Origin of the sequence: Mycolicibacterium chubuense (assembly GCF_001044255.1) — a bacterium.
Lineage (GTDB): Bacteria > Actinomycetota > Actinomycetes > Mycobacteriales > Mycobacteriaceae > Mycobacterium > Mycobacterium chubuense.
The window spans coordinates 46,034-60,042 of sequence record NZ_JYNX01000031.1 but is presented as its reverse complement, the minus strand read 5'-3'; the positions used below and the strand labels follow the sequence as shown (position 1 = coordinate 60,042).

Sequence of the window (14,009 nt, the reverse complement as noted above, 5' to 3'; positions counted from 1 at the left end):
CTCACGACCCCAGCGCGCTGTGCAGGTCCTGCAGCGACATCACGCCGATGTCGCCGCGGATGCTCGCCTCGATGCCCTGCACCGCGGCCGAGGCGCCCTGCACGGTCGTCACGCACGGGATGTTCATCGCGACCGCGGCCGACCGGATCTCGTAGCCGTCGATGCGCGGGCCGGAGTTGCCGTACGGGGTGTTGATCACCATCTGCACCTCCCCCGCCTTGATCGCGTCGACCGCCGACAACGCGGGCCGGTCCGGGCTCGGTTCTTCGAAGTGCTTGCGCACTTCGTCGCACGGAATCCCGTTGCGCCGCAACATCTCCGCGGTGCCCTCGGTGGCCAGGATGTGGAAGCCGAGGTCGGCGAGACGCTTGACCGGGAACACCAGCGAGCGTTTGTCGCGGTTGGCGACCGACACGAACACGGTGCCTTGGGCGGGCAGCGAGCCGTAGGCGGCGGTCTGGCTCTTGGCGAACGAGCTGCCGAAGTCGTGGGCGATGCCCATCACCTCGCCGGTGGACTTCATCTCGGGTCCGAGCAGCGAGTCGATCTGGCTGCCGTCGTGCTTGCGGAACCGGTGGAACGGCAGCACGGCCTCCTTCACGGCCACCGGCGCGTTGCGCGGCACGGTGGCCCCGTCGCCCTCGGCCACCAGCAGGCCTTCCTCGCGCAGCCCCGCGATCGTGGCGCCCAGCATGATCCGCGCGCAGGCCTTGGCCAGCGGCACCGCCGTAGCCTTGGAGACGAACGGCACCGTCCGACTGGCGCGCGGGTTGGCCTCCAGCACGTAGAGCACGTCGTCCTTGAGGGCGTACTGCACGTTGAGCAGGCCGACCACCCCGACGCCGAACGCGATCGCCTCCGTGGCGCGCCGCACCGCTTCGATGTCGCTGCGGCCCAGGGTGACCGGCGGCAGCGCACACGCGGAGTCCCCGGAGTGGATCCCGGCCTCCTCGATGTGCTCCATGATGCCGCCGATGTAGACCTCGGTGCCGTCGCACAGGGCGTCGACGTCGATCTCGATCGCGTCCTCGAGGAAGCGGTCGACGAGGACGGGATGCTCGGGCGAGAGTTGGGTGGCCCGGGTGATGTAGCCCTCGAGTGTCTCGTCGTCGTAGACGATCTCCATGCCTCGTCCACCCAGCACGTAGGACGGCCGCACCAGCACCGGGTAACCGATGTCGGCGGCGATCCGCCGGGCCTGATCGAAGCTGGTCGCCATCCCGAACCGCGGCGCGGGCAGGCCGGCCCTGCGGAGCACCTCACCGAACTCACCGCGGTCCTCGGCCAGGTCGATGGCCTCGGGCAGCGTGCCGACGATGGGCACCCCGGCTTTCTCCAGCCGCGCGGCCAGCCCCAGCGGCGTCTGACCGCCGAGCTGGACGATGACGCCGACCACCCCGGGCCCGCCGCGGCCTGAGTACTGCTCGGCGAAGTAGATCTCGAGCACGTCCTCGAATGTCAGCGGCTCGAAGTAGAGCCGGTCTGCGGTGTCGTAGTCCGTCGAGACGGTCTCGGGGTTGCAGTTGATCATCACCGTCTCGAACCCGGCCTGGCTCAACGTGGTCGCGGCGTGCACGCAGCTGTAGTCGAACTCGATGCCCTGCCCGATGCGGTTGGGCCCGGATCCGAGGATCAGCACCTTCGGCTTCTCGGCCTGGGGGGCGACCTCGCTCTCGGCGGCGGGGTCGAGCTCGTAGCTGCTGTAGTGGTATGGCGTCTTGGCCTCGAACTCCGCGGCGCAGGTGTCGACGGTCTTGAACACCGGATGGATGCCGAGCCGCTGCCGCAGCGACCGAACGCCCATCTCGCCGGCCAGTTCCGGCCGCAGTGCAGCGATCTGGCGGTCGGAGAGCCCGTTGTGCTTGCTGCGCCGCAGCAGTTCCTCGCCGAGCACCGGCGCGTCGATCAGCTCGGCGCGCAGGTCGACGAGACCGCTGATCTGGTCGACGAACCAGGGGTCCACCCCGGACGCCTCGGCGACCTGTTCGACGCTGGCGCCCAGCCGCAGCGCGTACTCGATGTCGTAGAGCCGGCCGTCGGTCGGGGTGCGCAGCCGCTCGAGCACCTCGTCGACGTCGCCCTCGACGTCGTCGCCGGTCCAGAACCCGGCGCGGCTGGTCTCCAGCGAGCGCATCACCTTGCCCAGCGCCTCGACGAAGTTGCGGCCCAGCGACATCGCCTCGCCCACCGACTTCATCGTGGTGGTCAGCGTGGCGTCGGCGCCGGGGAACTTCTCGAACGCGAACCGGGGCGCCTTCACCACGACGTAGTCCAACGTCGGCTCGAAGCAGGCCGGCGTCTCCTTGGTGATGTCGTTGACGATCTCGTCGAGCGTGTAGCCGATGGCCAGCTTGGCGGCGATCTTCGCGATCGGGAAGCCGGTCGCCTTGGACGCCAGCGCGCTGGACCGCGACACCCGGGGATTCATCTCGATGACGATGAGCCGGCCGTCTTTCGGGTTGACGGCGAACTGGATGTTGCAGCCGCCGGTGTCGACGCCGACCTCGCGCAGGATCTCGATGCCCAGGGTGCGCATCGTCTGGTATTCGCGGTCGGTCAGCGTCATCGCCGGGGCGACGGTCACCGAGTCACCGGTGTGCACACCCATCGGGTCGAAGTTCTCGATAGAGCACACCACCACGACGTTGTCGTGGTGGTCGCGCATCAGCTCGAGCTCGTATTCCTTCCAGCCGTAGATCGATTCCTCGATCAGCACGTTCGCCGAAGGCGACGCGGCGAGCCCGTCACCGGCCATCCGTTCGACGTCCTCGGCCGAGTAGGCCATGCCCGATCCCAGGCCGCCCATCGTGAAGGACGGCCGGACCACGACGGGCAGTCCCAGATCGGCGACGGTCTCGCGCACCTCGTCCATCGTGAAACACACGCGGCTGCGGGCGGATTCGCCGCCGACCTTGCTGACGATGTCCTTGAACTTCTGCCGGTCCTCGCCGCGCTGGATCGCCTCGAAGTCGGCGCCGATCATCTCGACCCCGTAGCGGTCCAGCGCGCCGTTCTCGTACAGCTTGACCGCGGTGTTCAGCGCAGTCTGCCCGCCCAGGGTGGCCAGCAGCGCGTCGATCTTGTGGCCGCGCTCGGCCTGTTGGGCGATCACCTTCTCCACGAACTCGGCGGTGATCGGTTCGACGTAGGTGTGATCGGCGAACTCCGGGTCGGTCATGATCGTCGCCGGATTGGAGTTGATCAGCGTGACCTCGAGGCCCTCGGCCCGGAGCACCCGGCAGGCCTGCGTGCCGGAGTAGTCGAACTCCGCGGCCTGGCCGATCAGGATCGGCCCCGAGCCGATCACCAGGATGTGGTTGAGGTCTGTGCGGCGTGGCATCTACTTGTCTCCCGCCATCAGGTCGATGAATTGGTCGAACAGGTAGTTCGCGTCGCGGGGGCCCGCAGCGGCTTCCGGGTGGTACTGCACCGAATACGCCCGTTTGTTGGTCAGCGCGATCCCCTCGACCACACCGTCGTTGGCGCAGGTGTGGGTCACCACCGCCCGGCCGAACGGGGTGTCGAACTCTTCGCCGGCCTCCCCCTCGAGCGCGAACCCGTGGTTCTGCGCGGTGATCGCCACCCGTCCGGTGGCGTGGTCCATCACGGGGATGTTGATGCCGCGGTGACCGAAGGTCATCTTGTAGGTCGACCGGCCCAGCGCCCGGCCCAGGATCTGGTTGCCGAAGCAGATGCCGAACAGCGGCACACCGGCGTCGATCACCTGACGGGTCACCTCGACGACGTGGTCGGCGGTGGCCGGATCCCCCGGGCCGTTGGACAGGAACACCCCGTCGGGATGCAGGTCGGCGATCTCGGCGAAGCCCGCCGACGAGGGCAGCACGTGGGTGCGGATGCCGCGCTCGGAGAAATTGCGCGGGGTGTTGGTCTTGATGCCGAGATCCAGGGCGACGACGGTGAAGCGTTGCTGCCCTTGCGGTTCCACCACATAGCGGTCGTCGGTGCTGACCTCGCCGGCCAGATCGGCGCCGAGCATCGCGGCCTGTCCGCGCACCCGGGCGAGCAGTTGCTCGGTGTCGGCCAGCGCCGCGCCGCTGAACACGCCTGCCTTCATCGACCCGCGGCTGCGCAGGTGCCGCACGACGGCGCGGGTGTCGATCCCGGCGATCCCGACGACACCCTGGCGCGCCAACTCGTCGTCGAGCGTTCCGGTGGCCCGCCAGTTCGACGCGCGCGGCGACGGATCGCGCACCGCGTAGCCGGCGACCCAGATCTTGTCGCCCCGGCTCTCGCTGTCCTCGTGGTTCCAGCCGGTGTTGCCGATCTGGGGCGCGGTGGCCACCACGATCTGCCGGTGGTAGCTCGGATCGGTCAGGGTCTCCTGGTAGCCCGACATGCCCGTCGAGAACACGGCCTCGCCGAGCGTCTCGCCGACCGCGCCGAACGGTGTGCCGGTGAAAACCCGGCCGTCCTCGAGCACGAGCACGGCTCTGTCCTCCGTCATGCAACCTCCTCCGGAAGCCATCTCGAATATTCGCGCCGGTCGTCGGCGCGGAAGCCGGTGTCGATCTCCACTCCCGAGGGCAGTCGCCAGCGGATGGCGAGAATGCCCTCGTGGGTCAGCGCCTTGCCCGCGAGGCTCTTCTCGGCGCGGATCGCGGTGATCGCGTCCTCGGGAATCCAGATCGGTCCGGCGCCGGTGCGCTGCACCATGATTCCCTCCGGGTAGCGGGTGAGTACCGCCTTGGCGCGGAAGCCCAGGTCGCTCGCGGCGACCCGGTCGTTCCAGTTCGGGACGAGCGTGCTGCCGATGTAGAGCCCCTTGGTGGGGGCGACGGTCGCCGAGCCCACCGTGTCGGGCAGCGACGGCAACGTGCCGATGAGTTCGGCCTGGCGCTCGGCGCGGCGCCTCCAGCCGCGCAGCATCGCCCCGATCAGGATCGCGATGATCAGCGCGACCACCGCGGCCATGATCAGCGAGGCCACCAGTGTCCCGGTGTTCATGCGCCGGCCTTCCCGTCGCGGGCGGTGATCGTGCCGCGCAGCAGGGTCGCCGTCACCACGGCGGGGAACTCCATGTCCTCGTACGGGGTGTTGCCGGATCGGCTGGCGAGCTGGGAGCCACTCACCGTCCAGACGGCGTCCGGGTCCACGACCGTCAGGTTCGCCGGCTCCCCGACCTCCAGCGGCCTGCCCTGATCCGGCAGGCCGACGATGCGCGCCGGGGCCTCGCTCATCACCCGGGCGACGTCACGCCAGGTCAGCAGGCCGGGCCGGACCATCGTCTCGACGACCACCGACAGCGCGGTCTGCAGGCCGAGCATGCCGGGCCGCGCGTTGGCGAACTCGCACATCTTCTCGTGTTCGGCGTGGGGCGCGTGATCGGTTGCCACACAGTCGATCACGCCGTCTGCGAGCGCCTGTCGCAGCGCGACGGCGTCGGAGGCTTCCCGCAGCGGAGGGTTGACCCGGTTGCGCCCGTCGTAGGACTCCAGCCGTGAGTCGTCGAGCAGCAGGTGGTGCGGGGTGACCTCGGCGGTGATCGAGACGCCCTGCTCCTTGGCCCACCGGATGAGCTCGACGGTGCCGGCGGTCGAGGCGTGGCAGATGTGCACCCGCGCACCGGCGTCGCGGGCCAGCAGCGCGTCGCGGGCGACGATGGATTCCTCGGCGGCGCGGGGCCAGCCGGCGAGTCCCAGCCGGGCGGCGTTGGGGCCCTCGTGAGCGACGGCGCCGACGGTCAGCCGCGGCTCCTCGGCGTGCTGGGCGATCAGGACGCCCAAGCCGGAGGCGTATTCGAGGGCGCGGCGCATCACCAGCGGATCGTCGACGCACACACCGTCGTCGGAGAACATCCGGACCTGCCCGAGGCCGGCGGCCATCAGGCCCATCTCGGTGAGCTGCTTGCCCTGCAGCCCGACGGTGACGGCGCCGACGGGGTGCACGTCGACCAGCCCGACCTGCCGGCCGCGCTGCCACACGTGGTCGGTGACCACGGCGCTGTCGGCGACCGGATCAGTGTTCGCCATCGCGAAGACCGCGGTGTAGCCGCCCAGAGCTGCTGCGGCCGAGCCGGTTTCGATGTCCTCGGCGTATTCCCGTCCGGGCTCGCGCAAGTGGGTGTGCAGGTCGACGAAGCCGGGCAGCAGGATCTGACCGGCGGCGTCGAGGGTCTCGTCCCCGGTCAGTCCCGAGCCGATCTCCAGGATCTGCCCGTCTCCGACCAGCACGTCGACGGGTTCGCCTTCGCCGTAGAGCCGGACGCCGGTGAGCACGATGGTCATGCGCTGATCGCCTCCATTTCGGCGCCGACGAGCAGGTGGAACAGCACAGCCATCCGGACGTGCACGCCATTGGAAACCTGTTGCAGCACTGCCGATTGCGGGGAGTCGGCCACCGAGTACGCGATCTCCATACCGCGCAGCATCGGGCCCGGGTGCAGCACGACGGCGTGGTCGGCCAGCTGCGCCTGCCGCTTCTCCGACAGTCCGTAGCGCACCGAGTACTCGCGCGAGGAGGGGAAGAAACCACCGTTCATCCGCTCGGCCTGCACGCGCAGCATCAGCACGGCGTCGGCGAGCGGCAGTTCGGCGTCGAGTTCGTGCGACACGCTGACCGGCCATCCGGTGACGCCGACGGGCAGCAGGGTGGGCGGGGCGACCAGCACCACCTCGGCGCCGAGCGTGTGCAGCAGCGCCACATTGGACCGGGCGACCCGGCTGTGCAGAACGTCTCCGACGATCACCACCCGTTTGCCCTCGATCCCGCCGAGGCGCTGCCGGATGGTCAGCGCGTCGAGCAGCGCCTGGGTCGGGTGCTCGTGGGTGCCGTCGCCGGCGTTGATGACCGACGGGCCGCCGTCCTCGTCGACCGTCCAGGCGGCGAGCTGCTGGGCCGCGCCGGAGGCGGGATGGCGGATGATCAGCGCGTCGGCGCCGGCGGCGCGCAGCGTCAGCGCGGTGTCGCGCAGCGATTCGCCTTTGGACACAGACGATCCCGACGCGCTGACGTTGATGACGTCGGCGCTCATCCACTTGCCGGCCACCTCGAACGACACCCGGGTGCGGGTGGAGTTCTCGTAGAACATCGTGATGATGGTGCGGCCGCGCAGCGTCGGCAGCTTCTTGACCTCCCGGCCGAGCAGCGCCTCGCGGAATCGGTCGGCGTCGTCGAGGATCGCGGTGGCGTCGTCGCGACTCAGGTCGGCCGCGGTCAGCAGATGTTTCACCTCGTCGGCCCTCCATATGGTGCGATGGAAATCCCATCGGCTCCATCATTTTCGGTGAGCCGGACCTTGACGTTCTCGCTACGCGAGGTCGGCACGTTCTTGCCGACGTAGTCGGCCCGGATCGGCAGCTCGCGGTGGCCGCGGTCCACCAGCACCGCCAGCTGCACCGCGCGGGGTCGGCCCAGGTCACGCAGCGCGTCGAGCGCGGAGCGGACCGATCGGCCGGTGTAGAGCACGTCGTCGACGAGGATCACCAGCGCGCCGTCGATACCGCCGGGCGGGATCGACGTCGGGGCCAGCGCCCGGGGCGGCTTGGACATCAGGTCGTCTCGGTACAGCGTGGTGTCCAGCGCGCCGTGGGCGACCTCGGTCTGACTGAACTCGGCGATGTTGCGCGCCAGGCGGGTGGCCAAGGTCACGCCTCGGGTGGGGATGCCCAGCAGGATGACTCGCGATGCGTCGGGGGCGTCGAGTGCGGTCTTCTCGATGATCTGATGGGCGATGCGGGCGATCGTTCGACTCACGTCCGCCGCGGACATCAATTCCCGGTCACTGGTGGCAGCCACAGGTAACCCGGACCTCCTTCTCCGCCTCACGGGACGGTCGTTAAAGGATGTCGGTAATTGCGGGCGAGCTTAGCAGGTGTCAGACGGACCCGCGACGACGGCTACACCGCCAGTGCGTTCCGTGAGACGACGTAGACGGCACCGTCGTAGTAGTCAGTGACGTATGCAGTTCCGGTCGGCCCGGCTGCGATGTAACGGCCGTAGGCGGCCACGCTGAAGTACGGGTATCGCGTCTCGGGGTCCCACTCGTAGTAGAGGTCGACTGAGAGCCCTCGGCCTCCGGATCGCGTCTGATCGGTCACGACATTCGTCAGCAGAGTGTTGGTCGCAGTGTCGACTGCGCTGACAGTCATGCCGTCCCAATTCGTGACGTACAAGGTGGAGCCGGAAACGGTCAGATCTTGGGCCCAGTTGGGGATGTTCACGGTCGCGATCTCTTTGCGGTAGGTGGCGCTGGCAGGATCCGTGTCGATGACCGACACGAATCCGTACTGACCGCTGACCCACCAGGTGACGCCCGATGCGTCTGTGATGAAGGAACCACTGGTGTGACCGCCTGTGCCGGTTTCGACGGTTGTGGCGCTTGCCGACACGTATACGCGCTTGCCGTCCGGACTGACTGCGATGTTCCCTGTGCTGTCGGTGAAGGCCGACCTCATGACGTCGTGATTCCACACCGGCCCGACCTGAACCCCAACCGCCGCCATGGTGGAAGTGTCGATGATGGACAGGCCCACTCCAGGCGTGCCGTACAACCACCTGCCATCAGCGCTGATTTTCAGGTCGTTCATACGCCCCAGCGAGGCAGTCTGGAGGATCTGGTTGATGTCACCGGCAGTGTTGACCACCGTCACGCTGCCATCGGTCGCCGCGACATACAGGCGGCTGCCGTCGGGTGTCACCGCCAACTCGGTGATCATGTTGTCGTAGAACATCGTTCCCGCTTCGGGATTGTCGACCTGGGTGCGCGGGATGTTCAGTGTCACGGTTCTGATGACGTTGTTGGTGCCCGCATCGATGACGGAGACGGTGTTGTCGAGCGAGTTGGCGACATAGACGCGCTTGCGCTGATCACTGGCCGCGATGCTCAGCGGCCCGCGACCTGTCGTGAGGGTTTTCACGGCGTGATTCGTGGCGGCGTCGACGACGGTGACATCGCCACTTCCGTAATTCGGTACGTAGACGAAGCCGTTGGTCACCACCGCTCCACTGGGACCACTTCCCGCAGAGACGGTAGTGACGCCGTATGTCGGTGCTGCAGGCAGGATTGCCACCCGGACGGGGACGAAGACATCGGCTTTGCCGTCGCTGACCTTCACGGTGAAAGTGTCGGTGTCCTCTCCCGAAGTCTGGGCCGCCTGGTCGCGGGCCGCGGCGGTGGGCGTGTAGAGGTACGTGTACTCGGTGTTGTATGTGGTGGTGACCGCCGTCACTGTCACCGAACCCTGCGTCGGCTGAACGGAAACCGTGCTATTTAACGGGTCTCCATCGACATCTCCGACGGTGAACGACACCGAAACGGTTGCGTCGGTCCCGCTGGGATCACCGATGGTCGGACCTGCGGTCAACGTCGGGGCGTTGTTTGCCGGGGCGACAGAGACCACCCGCAACATCCCGTCGCGTTGGTCGGTCACGTACAAGCGTGTCCCGTTGGCGCTGACAGCGATGTCATGCTCCCCCGATTCCGGTACCGCATCAATCGAGAACGCCTGGACGACAGCGCTCGTGGCGGTGTCGATCACCGATACCGTGTCATTTCCGTTGGCCACGAATACTTGTGAGCCGCCTGAGCTGAAGGCGAGCGAGGTGGGCGCCGGACCGACCGGGATCGCCGATCCGATGACGCGATTGGTCACCGTGTCGATCACCGAAACACTGCCAGCGCCGTTGGCGACATACAACTGGGTGCCGGTCGGGGCAACAGCTACATCGCGAGGCGAGCTCCCTACCTTGACGCGGGTTATCACCGAGTTATTCACCGGGTTGAACACCGCGACTTGATCCGAGCCTTTCAGCGCCATGTACAGGCGGGTACCGTCGCGGCTCATCGTGATGCCGGTCGGCGAAAGGCCCACCGACACATTCGCGATCCGTGTGTTGGTCGCGGTGTCGATCACCGACACGGTTCCGCCGCCGGTATTGGTCACGTAAACGCGAGAACCGTTCGGGCTAAGAGCGACTGACGTCGGCGACAGTCCGACCGCTACCGATGCGACCACCTTGTTCGTGACGGTGTCGATCACCGCCACCTTCGACGCCGACTTCAGCGTGACGTAGGCCCGGCTGCCGGTCGGACTCAGCGCAACCGCCGAGGCTGACCCTGCCACCGGCACAGTAGCCAGCACAGCGCCGGTGGCCGTGTTCACCACCGACACCGATTTGCCTGCGGAGTTGGCGACGTAGGCGCGCGTCCCGTCGACCGACAAAGCCACGCCGGCAGGTTCCGCGCCCACCGGAACCGATGAAATCGAATACGTCGGCAGCACCGCGGCGGCCACAGCTTTGCTGTCTCGACGGGGGGTCGATGCGAGAGCGAGCATCGTCAGGGCCGCGCCCGGCTTGCCTGGGCTGTCGGCCGGGGTTGAGGCCGGCGCGGGCAGCACTACGCTCGCCGACGCGACTTTCGCAACAATCGGATGCACCCTGGGCGATTTCGCCTCTGTCGGTGCTTCCGTCAGCGTCGCCACCGGCACGCCCACCGGCGACACCACGGCAGCGGGGACGGCATCCACAGCAGGCGAGGTCATCGCCGTCGGGCCGGGAGTCCCCGAATTCGCATGCGTTCCGTCTGACGGTTCAGCGGACTCCTCGATCACCTGCCGGAGGCGCCGCGTCGGGACTGTCGACGTCAGGCGTGCGCGAGGCCACGAACGCGTTTTCCTGGCGTGCGGCCGGCTACTGTCTGGTCCATCGTCGGCCGACCCCGCAGCCTCGTCGGTGTCCGTGGATTGCGAGATGTGGTTGTCCGAGTCGGCCGGCTCAGTCCCCGCAGCCGATTGGGCGGACCCGGTACGGGGCCCCCTTGAACCGGCCGACTCGGTGTCTCCCCCATCGGCGGAACCCGCCGACCGTCCCGCAGTCGACGCGCCCGAACCCGACGCCTCCGGGTCAGCCCAGGCCAATCCCGTCGGTCCGGCCACGACGAGGCCGATGCCCAGCGCGACCGCCAACGTCCCCACCCGCCCGATATGTGCTGTACCGGTCATGACGGCCCCCTGCCCGCGAAATCCTGCTCTTACCCCGAAGTTTCGTCGCGGAATACGAGTCAGACCAGGGGTCGCAACCGAAGCATCGACCGAAGAGTTATCGCGGTTGCCCGCCATCGCCGACAAGAGCGCCGGCCAGATCCTGGCGGGACCGGATGCCCAGTTTCGCGTAGGCATTGGACAGGTGCAGTTCGACCGTTCGGAGCGTGACGAACAACGCCTGTGCGATGTCCTTGTTGCTCATCCCCTCGGCAGCCATCTCCGCCACCCGACGCTCGCTTGCGGTGAGCGCGTCTGCGCCAACGGCGGCGCGCCGACGCGGCCGCCCGCCCGCTGCCCTGGTCTCGCGCTCCGCCTGATCGGCCAGCGGAGCGGCTCGGCACCGGTGCGCCAGATCCAGCCCGGCTCGCAGGATGTCACGGGCCTCGTCGTGCTGGCCGGCCAGCCGCAGTGCACGGCCGAAGTCGACGAGAGTCTGCGCGCGCCAGAGCAACGCCGGTGAGTCCTGCAATACGTCGACCGCCTCTCGCAAGAGGTCGAGGCGTTCCCGCCCGCCGGCGCACAGTCCACGAACGCGCAGCGCGCCGCCCAACCGACGGGGGGACGCGGCGACCCGGGCGCAGCTCACGGCCTCGTCGGCGGTTTTGCGGGCGCTGACGTCCTCGCCCAGGGCGAGCAAGACCGGTACAAGGGCGACGCGTACATCGCCGGCCCACGGGAACGTGCCACGACTCGACTGGATGCGGCTCAGTGCGTCGAGGAGGTCGTCGCGGGCCAACTCATGCCGGCCCGCCGCCGCGTGCAGCCGTCCTCGGGCAAGCAGGGGAAGCACGGCGAACAGCGTCGGGATCAAAGCGCCGTCCATGCCTCGTTGCACCAGCAGCGCATCGGCTTCGTCCACCCGTCCCTGATCTGCGAGGGTGTCGATGACCACCACGAGCCCGGGCGTCCTCGTATACGGCGCCGCAGCGCCGTGGATGTCGACGGCAGCCCGGCCGTCGACTTCGGCAGCGCGGAGGTCGCCTCTGCGGTGGCGGACCAGGCCCCGCAACCACTGTGCTCGGGCGAGCCACTGGGGTGACCCCATCCGTTCGGCGTGCCGCATGGCCCGCGACAGGATGTGCTCGGCGGCATCGTAACGTTCGGCCTCCATCAGGCAGATGGTGACGTTGGTCCGCCACAGCGGGTGACCCCCTTCGCTCACGAGGGCGGGGTGCCGAGCAGCCTGCTCGGCCAGATCTCCTGCGACTGCGACGGGTCCGGTTTGGAGCGCCCGCCGCGCCACGAACGACCGGATCAGACATTCGGCTCGGGTGCGCGCCGGAAAGTCCGAGAACCTATCCGCTGCCTGCTCGAACCCGTCAGGCAGATCAGGGTTCAACAACAGCGCCCCGAGACGGGCACCCTCGAGCTGCAGTTGCAGTTCGCGGTCGTAGAGACCGACCTCCGAAGCGGCCTGCTCGTAGAACGACAGCTGAGCGCGTTGACTGTCCGCGTCCGGGTGGTTGGACCACGCGAGTGCCATGACAGCGCGTGCGCGCGTGAGCGGATCTGCGGTGGTGTCGATCGCTTCTCGCAGGTGCACTGTGGCCGATGCGTCGCCGATCTCGTACTCCGCGATGCCGAGTTCGGACACGATGTCCGGGCGCTCGGCGTCGTCCGGCGGCTCGTCGAGCGCGCGCCGCAACAGTGCCACCGCGGTTTCGGGGGCGCCGCCGGCCAACGCCGCTCGCGCCGCTTCCCGCAGCATGGCGACGGCGCTCAGGTCACCGGCTGGCGCCGTCGCCAGCAGGTGCGCCCCGATGACGCCTCGTTCGCAGTGTTGCTCTGCTAATACCCGGACCGCGCGTGCGTGCAGATCCGCGCGTTCGGTGTGGCTCAGGTCTTCATAGATCGCGGTCCGGATGAGCGGATGCACGCACCGCAACGGCTCACCGTGCACCAGGATCTCGCTGTCGACCAGGGCTGCGGCCAGGTCCGCTGCCTGCGTCACGTCGAGACCGGTGAAACGAACGCAGGTGCTGAGACGAGCCCACTCGCCGAGTACCGCGACCGCTCGGGCCAGGGCCGATGCGGCGGGGCCTAGCTGGCTGACACGGATGAGTACGGAAGCCGAGACACGTTCTGGAACCAGTTGATCGACGTCCGACGGATCGATGGTGCGCGCCGACCGGCCCGTACGGCGGAACTCACCGAGCAGTTCCGACAGCAGAAACGGGTTGCCACCGGTTGCGACTGCGCATGAATGGCACAGCCGGTCTCCCGCACCCGCACCCAGAAGCGCCCGTACAAGACTGGCCACCGCGTCATCGCTCAGTGGTTGCGGTCGTACGACCGGCGCACGCGATTCCAGTGTCAACGCCCTGAGCTCCGCGCGGACTTTGTGCGGGCTGGTTCGCACCGAAAGTGCCACCAGAATCGGCAATCCCGCGAGCCGGGGCGCGAGGTGCAACAGAAACCGCAGCGACGGATCGTCGGCGCAGTGCGCATCGTCGACGAGCAGGACGAGCGGCGCACGCTCCGCCAGGTTTGCCAGCAGCCAGTAGAGGCCGTGCAGGGTCGCGAAGGCGATGTCCGCGATACTCGCGGCAGACTCCACGTCGGTGAACACCGGCTCAGCCAGTCGAGCCGCACCGGCCAGCAGCCGCTCACGCTCCCCGACATCGGCGCCCAGCACCGTGCTCTCCAGTAGCTGGCGCACGATACCGAAGCCGAATCCACGCTCCAGGTCTCCACCGCGTGCGGTGTACACCACCATGCCCGCTGCCGCAGCGCGACCGCGGAGATGGTCGAGGAGCGCCGTTTTGCCGATGCCCGCCGGCCCTTCGATCAACAGCATCGAGCCCGCACCGCCCGCGGCCGCCGCGGCGATCACATCGATGGTGTGCAGATCGTCGTCGCGCTCGAGCAGCCGCGGCGCAGCCGCCCCGCCGTCACCACGCGATTCCACAAGCATATTTTGATCTCCGAGCGCATACCAGATCCCCCGTTGGCGCGAATTGGCCGATGACCCTGCTTCGGAGCTGCCAGAATGTGCGGAGGTCGAGC

Annotated in this window: 8 protein-coding genes; all 8 read right to left on the bottom strand. The window is 68.3% G+C overall.

What is annotated here, in order from left to right; all coding sequences use genetic code 11:
• Position 1: 1 nt before the first annotated feature.
• Positions 2-3,340: a carbamoyl-phosphate synthase large subunit gene (gene carB, locus MCHUDSM44219_RS08640; RefSeq protein ID WP_048417830.1), complete on the bottom strand. Its 3,339-nt coding sequence runs from the start codon at positions 3,338-3,340 to the stop codon at positions 2-4.
• The gene (carA, locus tag MCHUDSM44219_RS08635) at positions 3,341-4,465 is read right to left on the bottom strand and encodes a glutamine-hydrolyzing carbamoyl-phosphate synthase small subunit (RefSeq protein ID WP_048417829.1); all 1,125 of its coding nucleotides are present in this window, start codon (positions 4,463-4,465) and stop codon (positions 3,341-3,343) included.
• Positions 4,462-4,965: a PH-like domain-containing protein gene (locus MCHUDSM44219_RS08630; protein WP_048417828.1), complete on the bottom strand. Its 504-nt coding sequence runs from the start codon at positions 4,963-4,965 to the stop codon at positions 4,462-4,464. Before MCHUDSM44219_RS08630 ends, carA begins: the two co-directional genes overlap by 4 nt.
• Entirely contained in the window at positions 4,962-6,245 is a 1,284-nt protein-coding gene (locus tag MCHUDSM44219_RS08625; protein WP_048417827.1) for a dihydroorotase, read from the bottom strand. Before MCHUDSM44219_RS08625 ends, MCHUDSM44219_RS08630 begins: the two co-directional genes overlap by 4 nt.
• Positions 6,242-7,189 (bottom strand): aspartate carbamoyltransferase catalytic subunit, encoded by a 948-nt coding sequence (locus MCHUDSM44219_RS08620; RefSeq protein WP_048417826.1) that lies wholly within the window; start codon positions 7,187-7,189, stop codon positions 6,242-6,244. The genes MCHUDSM44219_RS08625 and MCHUDSM44219_RS08620 overlap by 4 nt, the downstream gene beginning before the upstream one ends.
• Complete coding sequence (gene pyrR / locus MCHUDSM44219_RS08615) at positions 7,186-7,755, bottom strand: bifunctional pyr operon transcriptional regulator/uracil phosphoribosyltransferase PyrR (RefSeq protein ID WP_082162116.1); 570 nt, start codon at positions 7,753-7,755, stop codon at positions 7,186-7,188. The genes MCHUDSM44219_RS08620 and pyrR overlap by 4 nt, the downstream gene beginning before the upstream one ends.
• A gap of 101 nt (positions 7,756-7,856) precedes the next feature.
• Positions 7,857-10,454, bottom strand: coding sequence for a YncE family protein (locus MCHUDSM44219_RS08610; RefSeq protein ID WP_162232087.1), 2,598 nt, complete (start codon positions 10,452-10,454; stop codon positions 7,857-7,859).
• Positions 10,455-11,058: 604 nt separating this feature from the next.
• Positions 11,059-13,911, bottom strand: a complete 2,853-nt coding sequence (locus MCHUDSM44219_RS08605) for a LuxR C-terminal-related transcriptional regulator (RefSeq protein WP_048417825.1) — start codon at positions 13,909-13,911, stop codon at positions 11,059-11,061.
• Between the last annotated feature and the right edge of the window lie 98 nt (positions 13,912-14,009).

Coding starts and splice junctions, on each gene's coding strand:
- carA (WP_048417829.1), bottom strand. CDS start 4,465: ATGACGGAGGACAGAGCCGTGCTCGTGCTCGAGGACGGCCGGGTTTTC.
- MCHUDSM44219_RS08625 (WP_048417827.1), bottom strand. CDS start 6,245: ATGACCATCGTGCTCACCGGCGTCCGGCTCTACGGCGAAGGCGAACCC.
- carB (WP_048417830.1), bottom strand. CDS start 3,340: ATGCCACGCCGCACAGACCTCAACCACATCCTGGTGATCGGCTCGGGG.
- MCHUDSM44219_RS08630 (WP_048417828.1), bottom strand. CDS start 4,965: ATGAACACCGGGACACTGGTGGCCTCGCTGATCATGGCCGCGGTGGTC.